General features: G+C 41.1%; 24 protein-coding genes. 5 read left to right on the forward strand and 19 right to left on the reverse strand.

Annotated elements, in window-relative coordinates; translation table 11 throughout:
* Positions 1 to 101 precede the first annotated feature (101 nt).
* The 15 genes from L4C37_RS00770 to L4C37_RS00840 form a co-directional block, all read right to left on the reverse strand.
* Positions 102 to 1,115: a tetratricopeptide repeat protein gene (locus L4C37_RS00770; protein ID WP_137373487.1), complete on the reverse strand. Its 1,014-nt coding sequence runs from the start codon at positions 1,113 to 1,115 to the stop codon at positions 102 to 104.
* An 8-nt stretch (positions 1,116 to 1,123) separates the two neighbouring features.
* Entirely contained in the window at positions 1,124 to 2,071 is a 948-nt protein-coding gene (locus tag L4C37_RS00775) for a type II secretion system F family protein (protein ID WP_429767633.1), read from the reverse strand.
* Positions 2,072 to 2,075: 4 nt separating this feature from the next.
* Positions 2,076 to 3,044 (reverse strand): type II secretion system F family protein, encoded by a 969-nt coding sequence (locus L4C37_RS00780; RefSeq protein ID WP_273293580.1) that lies wholly within the window; start codon positions 3,042 to 3,044, stop codon positions 2,076 to 2,078.
* 12 nt (positions 3,045 to 3,056) lie between these two features.
* Positions 3,057 to 4,523 carry a TadA family conjugal transfer-associated ATPase gene (locus L4C37_RS00785; RefSeq protein WP_137373484.1) on the reverse strand — a complete coding sequence of 489 codons (1,467 nt, stop codon included), beginning with the start codon at positions 4,521 to 4,523 and terminating at the stop codon, positions 3,057 to 3,059.
* A 33-nt stretch (positions 4,524 to 4,556) separates the two neighbouring features.
* Complete coding sequence (locus L4C37_RS00790; RefSeq protein WP_137373483.1) at positions 4,557 to 5,771, reverse strand: nucleotide-binding protein; 1,215 nt, start codon at positions 5,769 to 5,771, stop codon at positions 4,557 to 4,559.
* A gap of 2 nt (positions 5,772 to 5,773) precedes the next feature.
* On the reverse strand, positions 5,774 to 6,268 hold the full coding sequence (locus L4C37_RS00795; RefSeq protein ID WP_240701738.1) for a TadE/TadG family type IV pilus assembly protein: 495 nt from the start codon (positions 6,266 to 6,268) through the stop codon (positions 5,774 to 5,776).
* A 13-nt stretch (positions 6,269 to 6,281) separates the two neighbouring features.
* On the reverse strand, positions 6,282 to 6,731 hold the full coding sequence (locus L4C37_RS00800; RefSeq protein ID WP_429767634.1) for a TadE/TadG family type IV pilus assembly protein: 450 nt from the start codon (positions 6,729 to 6,731) through the stop codon (positions 6,282 to 6,284).
* A gap of 1 nt (position 6,732) precedes the next feature.
* Positions 6,733 to 7,956: a pilus assembly protein TadG-related protein gene (locus tag L4C37_RS00805; protein ID WP_137373480.1), complete on the reverse strand. Its 1,224-nt coding sequence runs from the start codon at positions 7,954 to 7,956 to the stop codon at positions 6,733 to 6,735.
* 12 nt (positions 7,957 to 7,968) lie between these two features.
* The gene (locus tag L4C37_RS00810; protein ID WP_137373479.1) at positions 7,969 to 8,232 is read right to left on the reverse strand and encodes a hypothetical protein; all 264 of its coding nucleotides are present in this window, start codon (positions 8,230 to 8,232) and stop codon (positions 7,969 to 7,971) included.
* 8 nt (positions 8,233 to 8,240) lie between these two features.
* Entirely contained in the window at positions 8,241 to 9,689 is a 1,449-nt protein-coding gene (locus L4C37_RS00815) for a type II and III secretion system protein family protein (protein ID WP_429767727.1), read from the reverse strand.
* A gap of 26 nt (positions 9,690 to 9,715) precedes the next feature.
* Positions 9,716 to 10,462 (reverse strand): Flp pilus assembly protein CpaB, encoded by a 747-nt coding sequence (cpaB, locus tag L4C37_RS00820; protein ID WP_137373477.1) that lies wholly within the window; start codon positions 10,460 to 10,462, stop codon positions 9,716 to 9,718.
* On the reverse strand, positions 10,459 to 11,805 hold the full coding sequence (locus tag L4C37_RS00825; RefSeq protein ID WP_273296017.1) for a DUF8689 domain-containing protein: 1,347 nt from the start codon (positions 11,803 to 11,805) through the stop codon (positions 10,459 to 10,461). The genes cpaB and L4C37_RS00825 overlap by 4 nt, the downstream gene beginning before the upstream one ends.
* 12 nt (positions 11,806 to 11,817) lie before the next feature.
* A complete protein-coding gene (locus L4C37_RS00830; RefSeq protein ID WP_429767635.1) occupies positions 11,818 to 12,327 on the reverse strand; it encodes an A24 family peptidase in 510 nt (169 codons plus the stop codon).
* A 12-nt stretch (positions 12,328 to 12,339) separates the two neighbouring features.
* A complete protein-coding gene (locus L4C37_RS00835; RefSeq protein ID WP_429767636.1) occupies positions 12,340 to 12,501 on the reverse strand; it encodes a Flp family type IVb pilin in 162 nt (53 codons plus the stop codon).
* A gap of 73 nt (positions 12,502 to 12,574) precedes the next feature.
* Positions 12,575 to 12,748: a Flp family type IVb pilin gene (locus L4C37_RS00840; protein ID WP_372264939.1), complete on the reverse strand. Its 174-nt coding sequence runs from the start codon at positions 12,746 to 12,748 to the stop codon at positions 12,575 to 12,577.
* 172 nt (positions 12,749 to 12,920) lie between these two features.
* Here L4C37_RS00840 and L4C37_RS00845 point away from each other — a divergent pair, with 172 nt between their 5' ends.
* Together L4C37_RS00845 and L4C37_RS00850 are read left to right on the forward strand one after the other, a co-directional pair.
* The gene (locus tag L4C37_RS00845) at positions 12,921 to 13,661 is read left to right on the forward strand and encodes a helix-turn-helix domain-containing protein (RefSeq protein WP_429767637.1); all 741 of its coding nucleotides are present in this window, start codon (positions 12,921 to 12,923) and stop codon (positions 13,659 to 13,661) included.
* 183 nt (positions 13,662 to 13,844) lie between these two features.
* Positions 13,845 to 15,533: an AMP-binding protein gene (locus tag L4C37_RS00850; RefSeq protein ID WP_137373472.1), complete on the forward strand. Its 1,689-nt coding sequence runs from the start codon at positions 13,845 to 13,847 to the stop codon at positions 15,531 to 15,533.
* Positions 15,534 to 15,653: 120 nt separating this feature from the next.
* Here L4C37_RS00850 and L4C37_RS00855 read toward each other — a convergent pair whose 3' ends face one another.
* A complete protein-coding gene (locus L4C37_RS00855; RefSeq protein WP_429767638.1) occupies positions 15,654 to 15,860 on the reverse strand; it encodes a DUF1127 domain-containing protein in 207 nt (68 codons plus the stop codon).
* A 103-nt stretch (positions 15,861 to 15,963) separates the two neighbouring features.
* On the opposite strand from L4C37_RS00855, the gene L4C37_RS00860 reads away from it, so the two are divergent.
* A complete protein-coding gene (locus L4C37_RS00860; RefSeq protein ID WP_273296023.1) occupies positions 15,964 to 16,914 on the forward strand; it encodes a LysR substrate-binding domain-containing protein in 951 nt (316 codons plus the stop codon).
* 44 nt (positions 16,915 to 16,958) lie between these two features.
* On the forward strand, positions 16,959 to 17,174 hold the full coding sequence (locus L4C37_RS00865; RefSeq protein WP_137373469.1) for a VF530 family protein: 216 nt from the start codon (positions 16,959 to 16,961) through the stop codon (positions 17,172 to 17,174).
* Between the two features lie 175 nt (positions 17,175 to 17,349).
* On the opposite strand, the gene fusA is transcribed toward L4C37_RS00865, so the two are convergent.
* Both fusA and radA read right to left on the reverse strand, forming a co-directional pair.
* A complete protein-coding gene (fusA, locus tag L4C37_RS00870) occupies positions 17,350 to 19,434 on the reverse strand; it encodes an elongation factor G (RefSeq protein WP_137373468.1) in 2,085 nt (694 codons plus the stop codon).
* A gap of 234 nt (positions 19,435 to 19,668) precedes the next feature.
* Positions 19,669 to 21,048 (reverse strand): DNA repair protein RadA, encoded by a 1,380-nt coding sequence (gene radA / locus L4C37_RS00875; protein ID WP_137373467.1) that lies wholly within the window; start codon positions 21,046 to 21,048, stop codon positions 19,669 to 19,671.
* Positions 21,049 to 21,227: 179 nt separating this feature from the next.
* Here radA and L4C37_RS00880 point away from each other — a divergent pair, with 179 nt between their 5' ends.
* A complete protein-coding gene (locus L4C37_RS00880) occupies positions 21,228 to 23,576 on the forward strand; it encodes a PilZ domain-containing protein (protein WP_273296881.1) in 2,349 nt (782 codons plus the stop codon).
* Positions 23,577 to 23,674: 98 nt separating this feature from the next.
* Here L4C37_RS00880 and serB read toward each other — a convergent pair whose 3' ends face one another.
* Entirely contained in the window at positions 23,675 to 24,655 is a 981-nt protein-coding gene (gene serB / locus L4C37_RS00885; protein ID WP_429767639.1) for a phosphoserine phosphatase, read from the reverse strand.
* Positions 24,656 to 24,682: the final 27 nt, after the last annotated feature.

Genomic DNA, 24,682 nt, shown 5'->3' on the forward strand with positions numbered 1-24,682 from the left:
ACAAAAAAGAGCCTACTATTTTAGTAGGCTCTTTTATTAGACACTGAGTATTAAACAACGTATTTTAAGCATTGTGTATTAAACATAGAGTGGAAAGAAGCTTAAGACTCAGGTTCTGTATCTTTCGGCTTATTCGCTCTCACTTCTGCAACCGCTCTTTCCAAGTTCTCATTCGCCACTTTGTAATATGAAGGCTTTTTATCTATTGCTTGTTCTAAGTAAGGAATCGCCTTATCGGGCTTACCCTGCAGAATCAAGAAGTAACCGACATTATTCAAAGCCTCAGCAGCATCCATATGCCTCATAAATACATTAATCGCCCGCTTAATCTCCCCTTTTCCTAAGTAGATAAGCGCTAAATTATTCAGAGCATTTTCATTATTGGGTGATTTTTCAAGTGCGGCCAAGGTAAAACGTTGAGCGTCGTTATACTCACCATTCATGTAATAAGAGTAGCCCAAATTGATTAATGCTTTTACAGAGCCTGGCTTAATCTTTAACGCTTTATGCAAAAAGGCTTTGGCTATTTCATGATTAGCTTCCACGTCGTATAAAACCCCAAGCCCCATATAAGCCAAAGCTGGGGATGAATTATCGACTTGTAAATCATCAATACCTGCAACGGTTAGCTCATCACCATCGAAAACATCGGTATTACTCAAACGTACCTGGTCTGCATTCACCGAACGGAAAAAGTAAGATCGCCCTTGCTCAATATTGCCTTGCTTGGTGTACATTGCCCCTAAATGTTCCAATACTTTAGCGTTGTTTGGGTTGTATTCCACAGACATCAAATACGCTTTCTCAGACAAGGCGAAGTTGCCGCGAGAGTAATGAATTCTCCCTATGGTATAAAGAGACTGGTCTTGATACTTCGCATCTGCAAACTCTAGAGATCGGATATATTCATAAAGTGCCAAGTCAGTATTACCGCTAGATAACGCTAAATCACCGCGGGTAATCGCCTCTTTTTCAGTAAGAGGGGCTAACTCAGAGGTAAGAGTGTCGATTGGTCGACCATCGTAGAGTACGCTATCAAAACTTTCTGGCTCAGGTTCGCTCGCACACCCCGAGATAAAAAGCACCGTGACTAACACTATCCATAGTTGTTTCATACTGACTCCTAGTTTCCAAGCGTGCTCGTAAGTGTGAGCATGGCAGGCCCGATAGCGACAATAAAGAAACAGGGCCAAATGAAAAGTAATAATGGGAAAATCATTTTCGTTGGGATTTTCGCCGCAATTTCTTCGATTTCTTGGTTTCTCTTATCTCGATAATCTTCCGTATAATCACGTAACGTTTGTGACAAACTGCCCCCTATACGTGAGGCATGAGACAGCATACTCACCAAGCCAGTAATCTCGACCACACCCGTTCTTTCAATTAAGTCCTCAAAGGCATCCGACATTTCAACACCCGCTTTTATCTTGCCGCAAACCGTATCAAGCTCATCAGCAAAATCAGGGTGAGAGATCATTAATTCATCCGCAACCCTTCTTAAAGCTGCATTAAAACCAAGACCTGATTCAGTACAAACCACCAGCAAATCGAGCGCATCAGGCACCCCGCCACGTACTAACCTTTGTCTTTTGTCTACGTAACGCTCAAGGATCGCGTTAGGTGCAAAGAAGCCAAGAGCAACACTGCCTATCATAGATAAATTCAAGTGCTTAAAATCAGGAGCAAAAAAGTATAAAGAAGCCGCGCAACCCACACCAACCACTAAGAAAAAAACTTTCACGGCATAAAAAATGGTTAAAGCATTACTGTCATGGAACCCAGCATGCATAAGTTTGTGCCGAATACTTTCACGCTCTTTGGTATCTTTTGAGGTCACGATAGGCGCGAGTGATTCTAACGTTGAATCTAAACGACCATGGCGCTTAGCTCTTGAATGAGACACTTCACCAGCCCTAAGCGATTCTAGTTTTTGCTTCAGTGGGGATTTACTGCCTATCAAAAACAGCCCCAAACTCATCACGATTAAGATGCTTGCGATTAAGATGACAAATAGAAAAAATGTCTGCTCATTAAATTGTATTTCTGAAAAAAAACTGAGAAGGCTACCCATAATGTTACACCTCAAAGTTTATGATATTGCGCATCCATATCGAACCAATAAACAAACTTACGATACCAACACTAACAATGGTAAAACCTCTGGGGTCTTCATACAGAGGAGCAACATATTCAGGGTTAATAAACAATAACCCAATAAACAAAACAAACGGAGATAGCACCAGTATCCATGCTGACATTCGGCTTTCAGCTGAAATAGTTTTAATCTTCCGAGTCAGTTTAAAACGAGCTCTTAATACCTTAGACACCTTATCCAAATTTTCAGACAAGTTGCCCCCCGTTTCTTTTTGTAAAAGAACAGCACTTGAGAAAGCCAGCATCGAAACCGTCGGAGTTCGCTCCGCCATTTGCATGATTGCTAAACGTAAGTCATAGCCATAATTCAATAAATTGAAGGTATTTTTAAACTCAGTGCCAATCGGGTCTGGCATCTCATTACCCACTTCATTGAACGCTTGAGTCACCGGCTGACCTGCTTGTAGCATCCTACGAATAATATCGAGCGCATCCGGAAGTTGCTCTTCAAACATGGCAAGCCTGTCTCCAATCTTCTTCTGAAGGGAAAAGTACATGATGAACCAAATGCCCACTGCCGCGGCAAGCGCCACGTACCAAAACTGCCCGAGAATCAATAAAACAATAGCCGTACAGAGGCTGATCAACCCTGTGACAGAGAGAGTGTGGCTTAATGACCAATCATAGCCCGCTAACTCAATCATTTTCTTTAATGAGGAAAAAGCTTCTACACTCACGAGCTTTCTATCAAGCGGGCTTAGTCCTTTTAAGTAATGTTCTTGGAGTAATGATCGGCTTTCATCATCTAAATTAGATTGTGTTTCCTTCAACCTAGCCGCTAACTCTTTGTGTCTTGCTTTACTCCCAGCCGCAGGAAGTATGAGTGCCTGAGAAATAAACACCACTGCAAAGAAGAGTAAAACCAAGAAATACGTAATGTCGTCACCCATAGTCTTATCTCCCTACTCGACACTTTCATTGAATAGCTCAAAGGGAAGATCAAGCCCTCTTTTCGCAAGCTGATCATGGCACGCTGGCACAACGCCTGTTGCCGTATAATATCCAATGATATTGCCGTCTTCATCCAAGCCTTTACGGTGGAATTTGAATATTTCAGACATGGTAATGATCTCCCCTTCCATGCCATTTATTTCTTGAATACTCACCATTCGGCGCTTACCGTCTTCTTGACGTTCCATTTGAACAACAAGGTGAATAGCCGAAGCAATTTGTGAGCGTAAGTTTTTAGCTGAAATGCTCCACCCTGCCATTGAGAACATGTTCTCAACACGGCTTAAAGCATCTCGTGGGGTATTGGCATGAATTGTCGCTAATGAACCATCGTGACCCGTGTTCATCGCCGCCAGCATATCTACGGCTTCACTGCCACGCACCTCTCCTAACACCACTCGGTCAGGTCGCATACGTAAAGAGTTTTTAACCAGTTCTCTTTGGGATATTTCGCCCTTACCTTCAAGGTTGGCGGGGCGAGTTTCTAAACGCACTACATGAGGCTGTTGCAATTGCAACTCAGCAGAATCTTCAATGGTAATAATGCGGTCATCACTTGGAATAAAACCCGAGAAGATATTCAAGGTGGTGGTTTTTCCAGACCCTGTACCACCGGAAATCAAGATATTCAGTTCACCTTTAACGGCGGCTTCGACAAACTTTGCCATTTCAGGAGAGATGGAATTAAAACCTAACAGGTTATCCATGGTCAGTTTGTCTACCGCGAAACGACGAATTGATAACGAAGGACCATCTAATGCTAAAGGTGGGATTATTGCATTAACCCTTGAGCCATCCATAAGACGAGCATCTACCATGGGTGAGGCTTCATCTATACGACGACCCACTTGGCTCACTATGCGGTCTAAAATATTTCTTAAGTGCCTGTCATCCAGAAAGGTATACGGTGTTTTCTCTAGTTTTCCGCGGCGTTCCACAAATACACTTTTCGGACCATTCACTAGAATATCCGAAACCGTTTTATCATTAAGAAGCGGTTCGAGAGGTCCTAAGCCAAAGACTTCATCTTCAATTTGGCGGACGACGCGTTTTCGCCCTTCAGCACTCATTGGGTGTGATTGATCATCTGCCATGATTTGAATGATCGCTTCGTGTAAATCTTGTTTAGCTCGGTCTTGATCTAAGCTAGACAGTAAGCCTAAGTCCAAAGTTTCAAGTAAGCGCTGATGATAATAATGCTTAATTTCCAGCTCTTGCTCTAAAACCTTACGCGACTCTTCTATCTCTTTATCTTTTTCTTCAGCAGCTCGAAGTTTTTTTTCTATTCGGTTTTCAGTTCCAGAGTCATCCGATGCCGATCGACCTAGACCACTTTCATTAGGTGATGATGCTTCCTGCTCTTCTTCGACTACGTTGTTTTGAAATTCTGAATTCACATTCTTTCTTTTAAAAAACATACTCATTCCCTTTATTCGCTGACCTAAGAAGCCCTAAGAAAATAGGCGCTTAAACCAACCTTTTTTATTATCCCCAGGAGCGGCTATGGTGTGGGAAAACTCAATAACGGATCGCGAAATCGAACTGCTCTTTCTTGATTCGATAAAAGGCTTACCTAAATTCGCACTTTCTATCGCCACTTTAAAATCGTTCGGGATGATATGAATCACCACCCCTGAAACGGTTTGTTCAATATCTTTTATTTTGATCGATTGACGCTTCTCATAACGGTTAATAATCAACTCAACTTGTTCTCTTGATAGACCAAATTCAAAAGTCAGTGACTTAGAAATTCGAGTGGTGTTTTTAATCGCGACTAAGTTTTGTTGTGATACCAAATACACTTTTGTAGCAGGAGACAAAACCGATGAGAACATGCGATCTATACCTCGAGATAAATCCACAATAATGTAAGGATAAAACTCTCTAAGCACTGGCAGTAGCTTGCCTATATTTTTAGCTTTATCGTAATCGTCATTACTGTTTTCATGCTGAAAGTTTAGTACATGTAGCCCCGATGAGTGTTTAGTCACCATTGAGTCTAATGATTCTTCATCTAAATCACTGACACTAGAGATAGCGTCTGAAAGGCTATACTTCGGTGAGATATTTAAATAATCAGGTATCACACCAAACTGTAGGTCTAAATCTAACAAAAGCACTTCGTTCTTATGTTCAAGCGCTATTTGCAGCGCGGTATTAAGCGCAAGAGTCGATGCTCCGCACCCGCCCTTACTATTCAAGAAAACAAATAGCTCACCAAGATCTCTATTAGATACCTTTTCTTCTGCCACCCCTTTTAGTAGCGGGGTAAACTCATCAAGCGTCGCTTTGTCAGAAATAAAGTCAGCCGCACCAATTCTTAATGCTATCTTAAGTGCCCCATTATCTGATTCATTTCCAAATACAATCAGGGATGCCTCAAAGTCATCACTTGGCGCTTCGTATTCTTGAAGGGACACTATTTTCTGCGCCCAATTAGGTCCTGTTTCTACAAAGATAATATCCGGTGGGGTATGTGATTTAAGAGATTCGACATCAAGGGCATGCATTGAAATCGTATCGAAAGTGATACTTCGACATTGAGACAGTTCATGGCTCATATGTAATTTAAAACGGTCATTAGAATACAAAACCCAAATGTGCAGGTTTGTTTTTAGTCTAATTGCACTGTCGTCGTTTCGAGTTAACTTCACTGCTTCTCCCATCACTATCCCCCACAGTCAAAATTGCTACCATCGTTATCATTTTTATTTGGTCTAATCACCCCCAAGCTTTCTGAAGGTAGGGTGGTTTCAAATGCAGAAACCGTTACTTCTCCGTCATTCCCAATGAAATTCAATAAAGATGTGAACTGGTAGTCATAGTTATGAATTCGAGCTCGAACATATCGAATATCGGCAAATACAGCAGTAACATCACTATCTTCATCAAGGTATTCAACAACCAAGTTAGCGGATGTAAAGCCGACGGGAGCGTTATCATCAATGACAATATCGAAAATTTCTTGTTGGCTTACATTAGAAGTATTACAGACGCTTGCTAACCTTGCTGCTTTCCTTGTCATATCATTAAGCGTTTGCACTGAGTACATGTAATAACCTATCGAAACAATCCCCAAAAGAAGCAACAGTAGAAATGTCGCCACGATAGAAAACTCCACAATAGCTAAACCTTTCTGTTTTTTATTTATCCGTTTAGCCACAATCCATCTCCTTCTAGAAATGATTTATCGAAGATGCACTCATTGGAAAGGTTAAAGAAAAATCCGTAAAAGGTATTTTTTCAGCCATTTTAGGTGTGTATGAATAATTGGCGGCCACCGTAACAAGCCCTGAGCTTGAGCAAGAAACACTAACATCAGAGACCTGCATCGACTCTAATGCGGAGGTCTGCCCACCATCAATATCGCCATAAACGACAACGTTACGAATATCACTAAGCTTGTCGGTAATATCGGTACAAGTTACCCCAGCAGTTCCATAAGATTGAGTCACTGCAAATCGAGACCCGCTTTGTACCACTTTCGTTAAGTTATTGTACTGAGTGAACATATTTCCTATTTCAGAAATGCTCATGAGCAATATCAGTAACACTGGTAATGTCAGAGTAACCTCTATGGCGGCTAGCCCTTTTTGCTGCTGTAAAGAACTTTTCATATTCTTCATATCAAGACTCCTCTCTCAAGGGGTCGTTATAAAGTACAATTCGAAATGCACCATCGGCACTCGGTACAAGCCCTAATCCACCATTGGATGACGCGCAAGATTCAACAAATTCACCAAAGACCGTTTGTCCACCAGAGTTATTATTGGGTGCTTGTTGAAGGAAAAAGAAACAACCAATATCTTCAACAACAAAAGATGAAACCCCGCCAGATTGTCCTGTGCAGTTGAGCATAGGCAGCGTTAGCATTCTTCGCCATGCGACACCATCGGTCTCACAATCCGAACCCACGCCACTTAAACAATCTTCCGTCTGTTCTTTATATTCAGCATAGTCATAGGTGTCGTTATAGACCACGTCTCCATCGCTATCTAATTCGGCTTCGTCTGAAGGTTGTTCCGTAACAAGATCTGGTGGGTAATCGCTGTCACTTAACCCACCTTTATATACGCCAAGGCGAGTGTTGATACCTTGTGCAGTTGGGCCTGTTGATGCTCCAGGCTTGGTGATAACAGTATCTCCAATAGAAACCGATTGGGTGTATGCTCCAGCTAGCCCTTTCCTAACCGTGCTTGCCCCTGAGCCAAAATCGAGTAAATGATAGTTACCGCTTCCCATTAAACTTACAGAAGAGTCCCCTACTTTTAAGGCATATACCTCTCCTGGTGTGTAACCAAACACACCGGTGGATTCATCACCGGTACAAACTCCAATAGGCACAATATTGACAGTATTCAGCGCTGAGCTAGGGCCTGCAACTGCACTGGCTGTAACCAACTTTTCCATGCCCATTGTGTCAATCAGGTATTCATCCAGATCCATTCCTGTCACCAAAACACGCGCATACACATCTAAATCAATATCAAAGCTGTTATCAGGAAATGTCAGCGGATCATTTGAAAATTGGACCTCAACCGTTGCGTTGGACATGTCCATTTCGGAGTTACCACTGGCGTTCGTTATTGCACTTAACAGGTTATTAGCAGCGGTAGTCGCTGAGGTTTCACTTCCTCCAAAGTTAGCTTCATCAGCGGCGGCAAGGGCGGCTGAATCAACCGCATTTTGTAAACGTGTTAGGTTTAAGCGGTAATGGTTCACATCAATGGCAAAGGCTGCGGCAACAATCAATAACAAAAGCGCAGCAGTCATAAGGACCAGTACGATACCCTTTTGTTTATTTTTCATTGATTTAGAAAAACGTAAATCAGCTCGATATCCATGTAACATATAACCACCTAACTAGTTAAAGCCTTCTAAAACTTGGCTTTCACTACTCCCTTGCAATGAACTACTTTCTTTCCCAGTGTACGCTTGGTAAGCCCCTTCCGTTCTTTCCCCATTACCATCTGGCACTATGCCTAAATTATCTTGTGTCGCATTTGGGTCGTAGGTTTGAGCCACTCTAAGCTTTGCGACGTGACTCCCTAAAGGCGCATCATTAGCACACCCTATAAGTATGGTTGATAATCCTAAAATGACTGCTGTAATTCGTACATTCATCATAAATATCCTTATAAACTATGCCCAAAAGATCCCTCAGAACCACCACTGGAGTTTTCCAAAAATTGTTCATCTTGAGGTTTTTTGGATGTGCGATTAGCAGATGAAGAGTCAATGTATGCACCCTGACCTAATAAGTAATATTTTAAGTCTGTTGGCTCTACAAATGAGTCAGTTGGAAGCGAAATATCGTTACGATCAACAGGACGGGCAAGACGTGGAGTCACCAAAATAACCAATTCAGTTTCACCAGAAATATACTCTTGGCTATTGAATAGTTGCCCCAGAACAGGAATATCACCAAAGCCCGGCATTTTACTGATTGAGTCACGCACATTCTCGCTAAGTAGACCTGCGATACCAATAGTCTGACCATCTGCAAGCTCTAGGGTGGAAGATGCACTACGACGGGTGATAGGTGGAATAAAATACGTCCCGTTCGAACCATTTGGATTTAACGTTAAGCTGCTTGCACTCGCTATTTCACTCACATCGACCGCTAAATTCAGATTGATTTTCTTATCACTTAGCACCGTAGGGATAAACTTAAGCCCAACACCATATTCTTTATATTCAATGGTGATCCCATCTTCATTGGGTACCGGAATAGGGAATTCTCCCCCAGCTAAAAATTCAGCTTTTTCGCCACTTAATGCGGTTAAATTTGGTTCAGCTAAGACTTTGGCTACCCCATTGGTTTTCGCAATATCTAATGCGAAAGTAAACAAGGTATCCCCATCAATGAAAGTGCCGAGTAAACCAGTCGAATCAATACTTGGCGCATTAAATATTGGTCCGATACTGCCGCCAATATCATCAATAATTCCGCCCCCTGATGTTGCCCCCCAAGAGAAGTTCCCATTACTCTCTAAGAAGTGAAAATTGGCATCAAAGCGTCGTACTAAACTGCGCTGAACTTCCGCTACCGTCACTTCAAGCATAACTTGCTGCGCCCCACCAATAGACATTAGGTTTATGATCCCTGTTTTTTCTACCTGCGCGCTTGCTGACTCTTCAGCTTCATCAACTTCTTGACCACCTGAATACGTTTCCGCGACCCTCAACGCCACATTCATTTTCTCTTGAGAACTAATTTGACCACTCAAGATTAAACGATTTTGGGCACTATGAACTTGCACCGTTTCATCCGGAAGGAATTCATACAACTTAGCTTTTAGGCTATTAAGATCATGGGTGACTTCTATATTAATCGATTCAATTAATCGCCCACGGCTATCCCATGCCATTAAGTTGGTAGAGCCTAACTTTTTACCGATTAAAAACAGTTCATCGGATTTAAGCATCACAATATCAAGCACTTCAGGATCACCCAGTGACACCCTTTTCGCTTTGCCAGAAAGCTCAACATGAGTCGATTTATGATGAGGAACTTTAACTACTTTCCCCGTTTGAGTTGAAGCTAAAACTGAAAAGCTACAGATAACCCATGTGCATACCATTGCTATTATTATTTTCATACATCACCTCAATCCCTAACTCGAACATTGGAAGATTGCGTTCCTTTGATTATCGTTACCTGCGGAGCTACGTAGCGCTTCACAACTTTTTCTTCTGGTTCGTGTGGATTTCTAAGTGTTAACTGTATTTGCCCCTTACTTTTTGCAGACAGCAGTTTCTCTGCTTCTCTAGGGGTCACTTCTAACGTCACCGCTCGTACAATAACTGGCTTGTTTTCTTTAGTTTTTGCGGTTTGGTCAACCGCTAATACTTTTATTTCTTTTAGTACTGTTTTCGTAGTTGCAGACCCCTGCCCATAACTAATCGTATTGAGAATATCGACTTTATTACCCGGCAATAGGAACCCAGCAACCCCAATCACATCATTTACCCGAATAGTGACGGCTCGTTTATTTTCAGGAATCAAAGAGGCAAGTGTTGAGCCCTCTCCAGGAGTCGTTAATCGAATACGGCTAACAATCTCACCTTGGTATATGGATGTCGCGACAACCTGACCAAGTAGCTCTTCAGCAGAAGTAAATTGGTCTTCACTTCTCCAACTTTTTTCTAGTAATTTGGTCGTAAGATGCTGCTCTTCTATCACACTTCCTGCTGCAATTTCTTGTGCGGCAATGATGACAGGCTCTCTTTCTACCACCTCTACTTCTACTTGAGGTTGTAATTGGCTATCCATCCATTGCTTTGCAAAGAAAACCGCTGCCAAACCAAATAGAATAGATAATAAAAACAATAGGATGATTTGATTTCTACTCATCGTTCTCCCCCTCCCTTACCGTCTGCTGTGAAGTACACTTCCCAAGATCTTTCCAATACAGCAGAAGAGATCACAGGCTCGACCTCTTCAAAGGCGATAATATCTCGGCTTATCCCGACAAGATCTTTGGGTAAACATGGGTAAAACCCAACGGAGTGTTGACGGTGTAGGTTCAATAATGTGTCGAATAAAGCTTCATCAAGTACGAGTGACTTGTTTGATGCCATGATGTGCCACAATTCTCGGTATTCCTCTTCAAGCAGAGGTTGGAATTGAATTTTGTAACCAAGACGTCGCAAGAAAGCAGGGTCTGCGATCGTTTCTGGGCTTAAGTTTGTTGAAAATGCGATTGTTAAAATGAAGGGGATAGAGATTTGCTGTCCATTGGGTAATGACAAGTAGTCGTAAAAATACTCCATAGGAACAATCCAGCGATTTAGGAGCGTATCGACAGGCATAGGTTGTCTGCCCAAGTCATCAATAATGAAAATACCGTTATTCGCCATCATTTGCAGAGGAGCCATCCATACACGGTTATGCTCGGTATGATTCACTTCGAGCATGTCCATAGTTAACTCACCACCGACTTGAATACTAGGTCTTTCACATAAGGTCCAACGTCTGTCGTATTGCTCTTTAAACAGAATCGTTTGAGATTGGTGATTTTCATCCACCCGCTTATGATGTTGTGGAGTGAACACTTTGATAATGTTGCCCGCTGCAAACACCGAATAAGGAATATAAACAGATGTATTTAAAGAATTAAGTAAACGTGTGGCTACATAAGTTTTACCCGTTCCGGCATCACCATACAGCAGAAGAGCTCGACCAGAGTTAATGGCAGGTCCTAAAACTGAGACCATACGATCAGCTCCCAGCACATCTTGAAGAGCAAAAGACACATCGTCTCTTCTTACCAGTTTTGCTCGTACGTCTTGAGCTTCAACCATTTGGGTATAATCTTGCATTGAAACAGGGCAAGGTCCTAAATAAGCGTCTTTATTAAAAGCAACATCCGCTTCGGACATCCCGGTTTCAGATAGCGCATAGCGAACGTTATTGCTTTTATCGCTCCCAAATTGAGCTGTTGATGCTTGAAACACTTCTACTAAGGATTTCTTTCTAAGACCTGCAATTAAGTCTTCAATGATATGGCTGTTAATCCCCATTAACCGAGTTAACGTTAAAACATCCGATTTTGGATAGGCAGCTAACTGTTTTATAAGTAGATTTTCAACAACAGCTGAGGGAATTTTTAGGCTATCAAGAGAAGTGGGTACGACCGGAGCACTCGCTTGCGGTACCAATATGTCTCTATGTTTAGCTTCTTTATTCATTTCCATAGAGGTTTCGCCTTATTGGAAATAGCTATATAACGCAAGCCCTATAACAACAACAGGCCCAAATGGCATTCTCAGTTTTTTTGAGGGTTCAGTATTAGTTATTAGGTCTTCTGATGCTTTCCCATATAAAAATACTGTTGAGTATCTATTAACCATTAATTTAAATTGATTAGGGTTATCTGCAAGAACCTGTAAACTATATAAAGAGCCAACTATTGCACCCGAAATAAGTGTATAGAACATAAAGCTCGGGATATTCCAAAAACCAATATAATAGCCAACTACACCAAGTAATTTCACATCCCCAGGAGCCATAGCTTTAACGAAAAAAAGCAATAACCCTATAGAAAACAATACTACCAACCCTAAAAGGGAGTGCGTCATTGATACGGAATGAGTAAATATAATACTATTTATAGTTACCACTACTATTATTGAAATAAGCAACTTATTGGGTATTCTATTATCTCGAGCATCAAAAACAGCAATAATAAAAAACAATCCCCAGATAATAATGTCCATATCCACCCACTATTAAAATAAAGTGGCAAAGTTAGCTGTTAATATATCTCTAAATGCAATAAACAACCCAGCAAAACCAATAACAATCAGCCCAGCACCTACAACATATTCAACAACCGTAAGTCCGGATTCATCATCAATAAAATCTTTAATTTCTTCAAATTGATTAAACATATCTAAACCTCATAAATGCTGAGCTTGCTTATAATTAAACAAGCTCTAAACATTCGATAACCAATTATCATTCCTAACTACCGGATGAGAATATGCTACCTAGCTCAGTAGTTAGTGTGCCACTGAAAGTAGTGAAAATACCAGTAAGTCCAGCAACCAATAGCCCTGCACCAACTACGTATTCAACTACTGTTAGCCCCTCTTCGTCTTTCATAAATGCTTTACAATTATTAATAAAGTTATTCATAATTTGGTCTCCTTCCAAATGCAACTTATGCCTAAGTGCCTCTTAAACTTAGGTACAAGTTTCAAGAGTCGTTAGGACTTTCTTATCTTCTTCTTGCACTTTCTTGTCACTCTTCTAATCTATAAATATACAAGGATGTAATCTTAAAGTTTATTAAACACGAGCGTGATTTATGGAAGCCACACATATTGGTCACTGGATTGGTGCCCCCCTCAATAGCTTAATGATAGAAATATCATCTGAAATATCAGATAGATTCAATATTATTGAGCATGGAAAAGATATTTCTATTCTTAGCGACAGTGAGGTGAGTTTTTGTTTTTTTTGTTATGACTACGGAAGTAATCAAGACCTTCTAAATTCAGCTTTAGTGATAAGTAATAATCTTGCTAAGAATCTAATAATTATAAATAAAAGTGATATTGAAAGAAGAACACCAAATCATCATTCTATATATGACAGTTACAACATACATACTGAAGGGTTCGATAACTGGATAGATGAGTTAGCTTCAAAAGTGAAATTAAGCTTCTCTATGAATCACGAGTACTTAGAAAGTAAGAATTTAGAGCCACTTATTCTAACAAAGAGTGTGAATAAAGAACTTATCAATACATTGCGATATATCGAGAATAACCTTTCTGACACTATTCGTGAGGAAGATATTGCGGAGAAGTGCCACTATTCTGTCACCTATTTCTCTAAAATATTTCATAAATCTATCGGTATTAGCTTCCGTGATTACCTATGCAACAAAAGGATTAATCAAGCCAAGTCTATGTTAATAAGTGATCGCTCCTCAAAAGTTGCTTTTATTGCTTATCAGTGCGGTTACAGCGATGTATCGTACTTTTCTCGAATCTTTAAAAAGAAGACAGGGATGACTCCTTGTGCTTTTAGACACGTTCACTAACTTGCTTACAAAATCTCGAACCAACCTACTCGCGTTCAAATCACACTTATACGGCTTATGTTTTAACTCTGTAAAAAGGCATGATAAAGTTAACAAGTATTTAACAAGAAAAATAAGCTATCATAAATCAATAAGCTATCATAAAAATAATAAGCTAGATTGCCAATAACACGGAGTTAGAGAATGATCCAACCTAACGAGTTAAGCAAACCAACCTGCGCTCTCCCGCCACCAAACGAAATGATCTTAAAATGGGCAGAGGAACGCCCAAATGAGGTTTACTTAAGACAGATAATTAATCGACAATTCGTTGAATTTACTTACCACGAGGTTGCCGATAAAGCACTTCGTCTTGCCAGTGCACTTGAAAATTTAGGTGCAAAGCCTGGTGATAGAGTCGCGCTGGTTTCAAAAAACTGTGCTGAATGGTTTATTTGCGATTTAGCCATGATGCTGGGGGACTTTGTCAGCGTACCAATTTTCCCGACAGCCGGCGCTGATACCATTGAATACTGTATTACACATAGTGAAAGCAAAATCGTTATCACTGGTAAGCTAGATGATCCAGCCGCTACTCAAAAAGTTTTAGATGACAACCCGAGCTTAATCAGCATTTCATTACCTTATGATACGGCTGCACAATGCACTCACACATTTGATGACCTCATCAGCCAAAACAGTCCAACAGAGAAACGCCCTGAACATTACGACGATAAACTCATGTCGCTCGTATATACTTCTGGCACCTCTGGTTTACCTAAAGGCGCAATGCTCACTTATGGTTCATTCTGTTGGTCTGTCCAAAGGTTAATTGATCATATTGGTATAGAGAAAAACGATCGACTCTTTTCCTATCTTCCACTTGCTCATATAACTGAACGTGTTTACATCTTTGGTTCATCCATTGTGGGTGGTGTACAAACAGCTTTCCCAGAGTCACTAGATACTTTTATCGATGATGTGAAAATGCAACGACCAACACTGTTCATCTCAGTGCCGCGTTTATGGACGCTATTCCAACAAAGAATCCAAGATAAACTCCCGCAGAAGAAGCTCAATTTCTTACTGAAGATTCCGTTTGTAAATGGAATCATTAAGAAAAAGCTCGCTGACGGTTTAGGGTTAGATCAAGCTCGCGTTTTAGGATGTGGGTCAGCTGCTGTACCACCAGCTTTACTTGAGTGGTATGAAAGCGTTGGTTTACACATTACTGAAGCTTGGGGAATGACCGAATCATTCGCTTATAGCACGCTCAACTACCCATTCAGAGCCGACAAAATTGGATCTGTAGGTAATGCTGGACCAGGAATAGAACTAAAAATAGCTCCTGAAGATGATGAAATCTTAGTCCGAGGTGAGGGGTTATTCTCTGGCTATTATAAGAATGATATTGCGACACAAGAAGCCTTTAACGCTGAAGGATGGCTTCATACGGGTGACATCGGTTCACTTGATAGTGAAGGCTACTTAACCATTAGAGGTCGTAAGAAAGATACCTTTAAAACCGCTAAAGGGAAGTTTGTTGCTCCTGTACCGATTGAGAATAAGCTATTTGAATACAGCCGTGTTGAAATGATGTGTTTAATCGGTTTAGGTCTTCCAGGTCCTATTTTACTTGTCGTCCCTCATGACTTTCCGAATTTTGATAAAGACCGCTATGAGAGAACCACTAAACGCGTAATCGAAAAAATGAATGCGCAATTAGCCTCTCATGAAAAAATTAAAGGCGTCTTAATGATAAAAGACCCATGGAGTATTGAGAACGGTGTCCTTACTCCTACATTGAAAATTAAACGACATGTCCTTGAGCAAAAATACCATGAAATTGGGCACAACTGGCCGAGTGATAAATTGGTTGTTTGGGAAGAATAAAGTTCAGATTAAGCCTATCACCTGAATACAATCCTTCTAATAAAAACAGAAAGGGAGCCTAAAGCTCCCTTTTTTTAATACACTAATTTGTAACATCCAACGCTTCTCCTTTCATAAGCACTAGTCCCAAAATGGTCTTGACGATTCTTTGTTCGCCTCAAGCTTAGTCACTCCAATATCTTCCAGTAAGTAATCGGGTAATTCTGAAAGAGCTTTGCGAGTCCTTGAATTCTGTCTCCATTTTAAAAAGTAAGTATAGAATTTCTTAACCAAATTTGTAGAGAAAGGTAGTAATAAATCTGCGTTTCTTTTCGTTGTCATTTCCATGGTCCAAATACCTCTTGTCGATTCTCTTTTCGTGATTAATAATCGAACAAGTTCGTATTTCTAACAAACGATTAATATCGCCATACAGTTAAGGTATTCTAATGTGAAAGATAAAATGCCCCCGCTACAAGGCTTGTACTACTTTTATAAGGCAGCTCAATTTGGAAGCTTTAAACTCGCAGCCGAAAACTTATTTGTCACGTCAGCAGCCGTAAGCCAACAAATTCGTGTACTGGAAGAATTCTTAGGCACTTCCTTATTTATCAGACAGCACCGAAAAGTTGTGCTCACTTCTGAAGGGCAGATCTTGTTTACACAAGCCAAAAAAGGCTTTGCTCATATTCAAGATGGTGTCAGACAAATTAATCAGGACCCCGATCCAAATCGGTTATCTATTTCGACTTTGCCATCTTTTGCTCAAAACTGGCTAGTACCAAGAGTCAATCAATTCAGAGAAACGTTCCCTAGCTTATCTTTGCTGATAGAGCCAACAAACAGGCTAGTCACTTTTGAAGACTCGTCTGTCGATTTATGTATCCGTTACGGGCAAGGAAAGTACCCTAATTTAGAGTCAACTCTCTTGATGGAAGAAATTATCTACCCTGTTTGTCATCCTATTTATCAAGAAAAGCACAAGATCTATGATATTGACGACCTCTCAAGGGCAGAACTAATTGAAGACTCATGGCCAGATATGGATTGGGAGCACTGGCTAACAACCTTCAGCAAAGTAGGTAAGCAATCCAGTATTAAGTATGACGGTTCACACTTTGTACTAGAAGGCGCTTTGTCTGTACAAGGAGTAGCACTGGTCAAACACAGTTTAGCTCGGCGATATATTGAAGAAGGCAAGCTGGTCCGAATCGGAAATAAAGCAATGAAGCCCAAATATAAGTACTTCTTATGTGCACCAAAGGGCTATTTTAAGCGAAAGAAAGTTCAAGATTTCCAATTGTGGATTAATGAACAAGTTAAAGCATTTCAAAATCAAAATCTTAATGACTTAGAAATTATAGACTCCGACTACACCTTAAAATGGGAACAAGAGAAGTAAACTAGCTGCTATAATGCGCTGATAATTACAGATGAGATAGAATAATGGCACAAGCGAACAACCCACTGCATGGCATCACTTTAGAGAAACTACTAACTGAGCTCGTGGAGCATTATGGCTGGGAAGAATTAAGCTATATGGTCAACATAAACTGTTTCAAGAAAGATCCAAGCGTTAAATCTAGTTTGAAGTTTTTAAGAAAAACAGACTGGGCACGTACTAAAGTAGAAAATATCTACGTGCAGTTAAAGCAAAGCTAGCTTTCGCTAAACAGCTAAACAGCTAAACAGCTAAACAGCTAAACAGCTAAACAGCTAAACAGCTAAACAGCTAAACAGCTAAACAGCTAAACAGCTAAACACAGTGTTACTAATAAACAAAAGCCCCGCTAGTTAAACTAGCGGGGCTTTTTAAGTTATTTCAGATAAGAGCTAATTACTTAGCTTCTTTTTCTGCTTTAACTTTTGCAATCACTTCGTCAGCAACGTTAGTTGGACATGGTGAGTATTGTGCGAATTCCATAGAGAATTGGCCACGACCAGAAGTGATAGTACGTAGGTGACCGATATAGCCGAACATCTCAGAAAGAGGTACGTCAGCTTTAATACGAACACCAGTAACACCAGCTTGTTGATCTTTGATCATGCCACGACGACGGTTAAGGTCACCGATAACATCACCAACGTGATCGTCTGGAGTGAACACGTCAACGTTCATGATAGGCTCAAGAAGTTGCGCGCCAGCTTTAGGCATAGATTGACGGAATGCGCCTTTCGCTGCGATTTCAAATGCGATAGCAGATGAATCGACTGCGTGGAAACCACCATCGTAAAGTTCAACTTCAACGTCTAGCGTAGGGAAGCCAGCTAGTACGCCGTTATCCATCATGCCAGCAAAGCCTTTCTCAACTGCAGGCCAGAATTCTTTAGGAACGTTACCGCCCACAACTACAGAATTGAACTTGAAGCCTGAACCAGCTTCGCCTGGTTTGATACGGTAATCGATCTTACCGAATTGACCAGAACCACCAGATTGCTTCTTGTGCGTGTAGCTATCTTCAATTGCTTGAGTGATAGTTTCACGGTAAGCAACTTGAGGAGCACCTACAGTTAGGTCAACGCCGTATGTACGCTTAAGGATATCTACCTTGATGTCTAGGTGAAGCTCACCCATACCTTTCAGGATAGTTTCGCCAGTTTCTTCGTCAGTCTCAACTTGGAAAGATGGATCTTCTGCAACCATTTTACCGATCGCGATACCCATTTTCTCAGAACCGCCTTTATCTTTTGGAGATACAGCGATAGAGATTACTGGAGTTGGGAAAACCATTGGCTCAAGCGTTACTTGATCTTTTGGATCACATAGAGTGTGGCCAGTTTGCACGTTCTTCATACCAACGATCGCAATGATGTCACCAGCTTGTGCGCTAGTTAGTTCGTTACGGTCATCAGCTTGCATCTCAACCATACGGCCAACACGCTCAGTTTTACCTGTGAATGAGTTAAGAATCGTGTCACCTTTGTTCAATTTACCAGAGTAAATACGAACGAAAGTTAGAGCACCAAAACGGTCATCCATGATTTTGAATGCAAGCGCTTTGAAAGTTTCTTCTGTAGAAACGATAGCGTGTTCGCCAGTTTCTTCGCCAGCTTCGTCCATTAGAGGTTGAGGATCAACTTCAGTTGGAGAAGGTAGGTAATCTACAACAGCGTCAAGAACGATTTGTACGCCCTTGTTTTTGAATGCAGAACCACAGAAAGTTGGGAAGAACGCTAGGTCACGAGTACCTTTACGGATACAACGCTTGATGTCTTCGATAGAAGGCTCTTCACCTTCCATGTAAGCTTCCATTAGGTCATCGTCTTGCTCTACAGCAGTTTCGATTAGCTCTTCACGGTATTGCTCTACGTCATCTACCATGTCCGCAGGAACATCTAGGATTTCGTAGTTTTCAGGAAGACCAGTGTCATCCCAAACGTATGCTTTACGGCTTAGTAGGTCTACAACACCAACGAATTCGTCTTCACGACCAATTGGTAGAACCATAACTAGTGGGTTTGCGCCTAGAACGTTTTTAACTTGGTCAACAACGTTGTAGAAATCTGCACCCATACGGTCTAGTTTGTTAACGAAGATCAGACGAGATACTTCTGATTCGTTAGCGTAACGCCAGTTAGTTTCTGATTGTGGTTCAACACCACCAGAACCACAGAATACACCGATACCGCCATCAAGTACTTTAAGAGAACGGTATACTTCAACTGTGAAGTCAACGTGTCCAGGAGTATCGATAACGTTTAGACGGTGACCGTTCCAGAAACAGCTTACAGCTGCTGATTGGATAGTAATTCCGCGCTCAGCTTCCTGTTCCATGAAGTCAGTCGTTGATTCGCCATCATGTACTTCACCAGTCTTGTGGATTTGACCAGTTAGCTTAAGGATACGCTCAGTGGTAGTAGTTTTACCCGCATCAACGTGCGCGAAAATACCAATGTTTCTGTATTTCGATAAATCTGCCATTGTCTTACTCTGTTAATAGGATATAAAATGCGCGCAGAGTATATCACAATCTGTGAAGACTGATAGCTTTGCATGCATTTGAGATTGAAAAACTTCACCTTTTCAGAATAAAATGAAAAGGCGACTCAATTAAAACAATCTAAGCGATTGTTTATTAAAAGGTTAGAATCATTAAATGTTATTTAATAACCCTAAGCTGATTACTGACCTATAGATTAGCTGAAGTAAAATTGATTACAACTCATCAAAGGCATTAATTGCTTCCGAAAGCTTTTTAACCCCATGGATTTGCATTCCAGGAATCCCACCTTTGGGCATATTTGCCGCAGGTACAATCGCCTTAGTAAACCCATGCTTAAACGCTTCATTTAAACGTTCTTGTCCACTTGGTACAGGGCGAATTTCACCGGCTAAACCAACTTCACCAAATACAACCACATCTTTTGGTAGCGCGCGGTCTCTGAAGCTCGATAAAAGCGCCATCACTAATGCTAGGTCTGCACTGGTTTCGGTTACTTTAACGCCCCCGACTACATTGACAAATACATCTTGGTCAGCCATCTGTAAACCACCGTGTTTATGTAATACTGCCAGCAGGAGTGATAAGCGATTCTGTTCAAGACCAACCGCTACACGACGCGGGTTAGCCAATTGTGAGTAATCCACCAAGGCTTGAATTTCGACAAGTAAAGGGCGAGTTCCCTCCCAGACAACCATAACCGAGCTGCCTGACGTTTCCTCTTCACCGCGAGACAAGAATATAGCAGAAGGGTTACTTACCTCCTTCAAACCTTGCTCTGTCATTGCAAAAACGCCTAGTTCATTCACAGCACCAAAACGGTTTTTATGACTTCGAAGTGTTCTAAACCGGCTATCCGTTCCACCATCTAACAAAACCGAACAGTCGATAATATGTTCCAGAACTTTAGGTCCTGCCAATGTGCCGTCTTTAGTTACATGACCTACTAAGAATACCGCAACATTATTTTGCTTGGCATAACGAGTCAAAGCAGTCGCCGACTCTCGAACTTGAGCAACACTACCCGGTGAGGATTGCACATCCGCCACATGCATAACTTGAATCGAATCGATCACCATTATTTTGGGTTGTTCTTTCTCTGCAACTTGGCAAATTTTGTCGACATTGGTCTCAGACAACATCTTCAAATGATCTTTAGGCAAACCCAAACGAGAAGCTCGCATGGCGACTTGCTGTAATGATTCTTCACCCGTGACATATAAGGTTGGTATCTGCGAAGACAACAAACACATTGTTTGTAACAGCAGTGTCGACTTACCGGCACCAGGGTTACCACCAATCAAAATCGCCGCCCCCGGAACAACACCACCACCAAGCACACGATCGAGCTCTTTAAAGCCACTACTAAAGCGTGGGACTTCTTGAAGGTTAATTTCAGAAAGAGTCTGAACGGCTGATTCCGTCGCTCCACCTGCATAACCAGATAACCTTTCATTTCTCGCAACTTGTGGCGACGCAGCTAACCTGACTTCCGTTATTGTGTTCCATGCCCCACATGCATTGCACTGACCTTGCCAACGCGGAAAGTCTGCGCCACAGTCGTTACATACATATGCTCGTTTCGCTTTAGCCATATGACCTCAATTGTTATACAACATAATTAAAGTTGTACTAAGTAACCTAAAATTTAAAACTCTGTGACTCAGTTGACCGTACGCATGAAAATAAAAGTTGCAGTAAGCTTACTTATACTTAAAGATCGAAGGTAACTAGTCGATAACATAAATGCCCAGACCATTTTAACAATAAAAGTATGCAGCAATCTGAAATTCTATCTTTAGCTGAGCGGCTTATCTCCGCTTACCATGCCAGTGACTTTGATTACCTTCTTTCACAAATGACAGAAGGGGAATCCCCGTCGCTCAAATTACTCGTTAAGATGGAATTGAATCGTATCATGGCTCCGTGTACTAAGAGCATTGATTTACGAGGTCGAGTCGATACAGAGTGCCATCAATACGTTTTAGATGGTCGCAAGCACTGGTTAGATGATATTGCATTTAACGCGTATCAAAAAGGCACAATAAAATTCAAAGGTTATACTGAAGGTGTATGGGAGAATCTAATCAACTCTCGAAACACCTTCCGAACAAATAATGTCAATAAACCACCAGCTGAAACCAAAGAACTCACCAGCGCCAGTAGCCCTTACGAAGCGGAACCGATCAACCTAGGTTACGATCTTAAACGCAAAGAAAACCGACTTCGACTTCATTCTCAAGTCGAAGTCAAAGCTTCTAAGGGGCAAGTGTTACAAGCCGTTACAGTCGATATTTCTCCGTCAGGGGCTAAATTCAAAGTCCCGAGCGCATTCAAATATAACTTAGGCGAAGTCATTGCCGTTTCATTTACTGAGTTGGCAGAAAAATCATCATTAACTGATGTGAGTGACGCTGTTGAATTTAGAGTCTTAGGTATAGACGACTCTTACGAAAACAATGCTGTTAAGTATCTCAGAACCATCCGTCTCACAGATACTAATATCATGAGTCAATTGATTGATGAAGCTTTACACAGCACAAGTAAAAAAACACAGCATGAGAACCAAGACAAAATAATACGAGCTCGCTCTCGAGGCTTTGAACATACCTTTTTAAAGCACACTTGTAATTTGCCACTCTTTTTTAAAGAAGATGAACTCAAGCTCGCCTTACTAACAGATAACAACCACCCGTTGTGGCAGTATTGGCATGATGAGCGTAACCAGCATGCTCTCGGCACTTTGTTTAACGAACAGAGAATGAAACAGCTAGCTAAACCTGGTGTTAAAGGTACGAGCACTGTTATTTATTCTTTTACTCATGTTCACCAAGATAAAACATTATTTTATTCAATGATGCTTCCTGAAGCATCAAGAGAGCAAAGACAATTATTTTGGCATGTCGGAGCCAAGCGCAAGAGTTGGAAAGCTTTCAAATTTTCTGTATTCGAGTTATCAAAAGAAGAACGACAAGCGTTAGCCTCTCACTCCGACAGCTTAGCTCAAAGCTCTGATGGATTAACGCACTGTGGTATTTTGCAGGAGATTGGCGATGAAGAAAGCGCTCAGGATTACTTACTTTCTGAAAAGCCAAGAATTGCTAGTAGTGAACTGAATCGCTTCCGTCACCCTCGAAAAGTGATAGGAAATATTCAAAGTATTTATTTTGATTCCCAGTCGCGTCGTAAAGAACCAAGATACCAATTCAAATCGCCACTGCAAATTACCAGTCCTAATGATGCGTCTGCAAATGGTTCTACCGTTGACCTTTCAAAGCGCGGGTTAAGTTTGGCGCTAGAGCAACCTCTAGTATTGAAGATTGACGATTTAATTTCTGTTAATTTCAGCGAACTTCAACTTTATGACAAAAAGCTACCTTTAAGCTCAGTCCCCTATCGCGTCATTCGAGTGAGCCCCAATGGAAAAAATGTGCAACTGGTTATTGAAGAAAACAGTAAAACAGTACGCACTATTGGCTTCTTAAATGGTTTGATAGAACAAAACCAAGATAAGCTGATGAAGAAAAAGGAACTGCTTCCAACTAACGCTTTATTGGAATCTTTACACAATATTCTTTTAAGCAAAATAGTCAGCAACCCGATTTTTATTGATAAACCAAGCTCTACATTGAGAACCAAAGTCATTGGGGTCAACTTCCCATTGCCGAATCACTTAATGTTATTAGCAAAGCTTGGGCATGAGCAACATTTCTCTTTAGAACCTATCTTTAAAGGACATTCGAACTCATTACTTGCTGAACCTCTCAGAAAGATTGAAGGGGCAGAGCCACAGCACCACGACGTGTATATTGCCGCCATAAAATTTGCAGGGAAGATTCAATCCGTTCATTCTAAGCTAACGAAAGATTTCACATCAGTTAAAGAACGTATTCTCTTCATCAAGAAAGCACAGCAAATGGGTGAAATTTATGTGCTCCGAGTATCAACGGCACCAATTTTCAACCCGTTAAGTAGCCTATTTCAGACGGACTTAGAAGAGTTAGCCAAAGTCAGCATGCATCAAGCACGTAAACTTGAAAAGGAAGTCACAGCATTTGTTGGGTATGGTGAAGCTGAAGATATTACTGAAGAAGTGCTTATCCGCTTAGAGTTAACAACCTGATACAGATAAAGATGTACATTAGAAATAAAAAAGCAGGCGTTATGCCTGCTTTTCTCTTTTTTAGTTAAGACTGTAAACGTAATAGAAACTGAAATTCGCTACGGTTTTACTTTCCAGCTGATTTTTTGCTGCTTAGCTAAAACTCCAGATAAAATACACAGCACACCACCCAACCCAGAATAACGGACAGCAGTTTGAGCCTGCTCCTCAACTTTAGGTTTGGCATGATATGCGATCCCCAAACCAGCTGCTCCCATCATCACCAGATCATTAGCACCATCGCCAACTGCGACTGTGTTATGGATTTCGATTTCATGCTCTTCTGCTAGTTCAACCAAAATGTCTGCTTTGGTTTGTGCAGACACAACATCACCAAGCACTTCACCCGTCAGTTTTCCATTCACAATCTCTAAGGTGTTTGACTGAGCATGATCGAGATCTAACGTATCTTTTAAGTAATCTGAGAAATAAGTAAAGCCACCGGAAGCAATTGCAGTCTTCCACCCAAGCGCCTTCAGCGTATTCACAAGTTCAGCTAGATCAGGCATGAATGGTAATGTCTTACGAACCTGCTCTAGAATCTCTTGGTCAGCACCTTTTAATGCACCTACACGCTGACGTAAACTTTGTTCGAAGTCGAGCTCACCTTGCATTGCTCGCTCCGTAATATCCGAGACTAATGTACCCACACCGGCTAACTTTGCGATTTCGTCAATACATTCGATCTTGATAGCGGTTGAGTCCATATCCATCACAATCAAACCCGGCTTAGACAAGTCAGGTACTTCACTCAAGTTTGCGTAATCAAGTTTTAGTGCTTGTAAGATTTCTTCATGCGCAGGAGTCAAATTCCCTGACATTAAGGCGACTTCGTATTGCCCCACTTTCCAAGTATCTAAAATCGTGTTGTAAAAACCCGTGAAGAAATCAATGTCATCAAAATACTGAGGAGATAAGTACTCGGCAAACACGATCCAATTGGCTTTTGATTTAGACAATTGCGATGAAAAACGAGTTTCAGGCAACCGAGTAATAAGTGTTGTATGCCTTTTAATTGGCAAATATTTGTGAGCGTCCATGTATGTAATTCCTAAATAACCTAGCTA

The organism is Vibrio kagoshimensis, assembly GCF_050337535.1.
Taxonomy (GTDB): domain Bacteria; phylum Pseudomonadota; class Gammaproteobacteria; order Enterobacterales; family Vibrionaceae; genus Vibrio; species Vibrio gallaecicus.

Coding starts and splice junctions, on each gene's coding strand:
- cpaB (WP_137373477.1), bottom strand. CDS start 10,462: ATGAGTAGAAATCAAATCATCCTATTGTTTTTATTATCTATTCTATTT.
- L4C37_RS00825 (WP_273296017.1), bottom strand. CDS start 11,805: ATGGAAATGAATAAAGAAGCTAAACATAGAGACATATTGGTACCGCAA.
- L4C37_RS00835 (WP_429767636.1), bottom strand. CDS start 12,501: ATGTTTAATCAATTTGAAGAAATTAAAGATTTTATTGATGATGAATCC.
- L4C37_RS00855 (WP_429767638.1), bottom strand. CDS start 15,860: ATGGAAATGACAACGAAAAGAAACGCAGATTTATTACTACCTTTCTCT.
- serB (WP_429767639.1), bottom strand. CDS start 24,655: ATGGACGCTCACAAATATTTGCCAATTAAAAGGCATACAACACTTATT.
- L4C37_RS00850 (WP_137373472.1), top strand. CDS start 13,845: ATGATCCAACCTAACGAGTTAAGCAAACCAACCTGCGCTCTCCCGCCA.
- L4C37_RS00805 (WP_137373480.1), bottom strand. CDS start 7,956: ATGTTACATGGATATCGAGCTGATTTACGTTTTTCTAAATCAATGAAA.
- L4C37_RS00845 (WP_429767637.1), top strand. CDS start 12,921: ATGGAAGCCACACATATTGGTCACTGGATTGGTGCCCCCCTCAATAGC.
- L4C37_RS00800 (WP_429767634.1), bottom strand. CDS start 6,731: ATGAAGAATATGAAAAGTTCTTTACAGCAGCAAAAAGGGCTAGCCGCC.
- radA (WP_137373467.1), bottom strand. CDS start 21,048: ATGGCTAAAGCGAAACGAGCATATGTATGTAACGACTGTGGCGCAGAC.
- L4C37_RS00830 (WP_429767635.1), bottom strand. CDS start 12,327: ATGGACATTATTATCTGGGGATTGTTTTTTATTATTGCTGTTTTTGAT.
- L4C37_RS00775 (WP_429767633.1), bottom strand. CDS start 2,071: ATGGGTAGCCTTCTCAGTTTTTTTTCAGAAATACAATTTAATGAGCAG.
- L4C37_RS00880 (WP_273296881.1), top strand. CDS start 21,228: ATGCAGCAATCTGAAATTCTATCTTTAGCTGAGCGGCTTATCTCCGCT.
- L4C37_RS00790 (WP_137373483.1), bottom strand. CDS start 5,771: ATGGGAGAAGCAGTGAAGTTAACTCGAAACGACGACAGTGCAATTAGA.
- L4C37_RS00810 (WP_137373479.1), bottom strand. CDS start 8,232: ATGATGAATGTACGAATTACAGCAGTCATTTTAGGATTATCAACCATA.
- L4C37_RS00815 (WP_429767727.1), bottom strand. CDS start 9,689: ATGGTATGCACATGGGTTATCTGTAGCTTTTCAGTTTTAGCTTCAACT.
- L4C37_RS00840 (WP_372264939.1), bottom strand. CDS start 12,748: ATGAATAACTTTATTAATAATTGTAAAGCATTTATGAAAGACGAAGAG.
- L4C37_RS00780 (WP_273293580.1), bottom strand. CDS start 3,044: ATGGGTGACGACATTACGTATTTCTTGGTTTTACTCTTCTTTGCAGTG.
- L4C37_RS00785 (WP_137373484.1), bottom strand. CDS start 4,523: ATGTTTTTTAAAAGAAAGAATGTGAATTCAGAATTTCAAAACAACGTA.
- fusA (WP_137373468.1), bottom strand. CDS start 19,434: ATGGCAGATTTATCGAAATACAGAAACATTGGTATTTTCGCGCACGTT.
- L4C37_RS00865 (WP_137373469.1), top strand. CDS start 16,959: ATGGCACAAGCGAACAACCCACTGCATGGCATCACTTTAGAGAAACTA.
- L4C37_RS00770 (WP_137373487.1), bottom strand. CDS start 1,115: ATGAAACAACTATGGATAGTGTTAGTCACGGTGCTTTTTATCTCGGGG.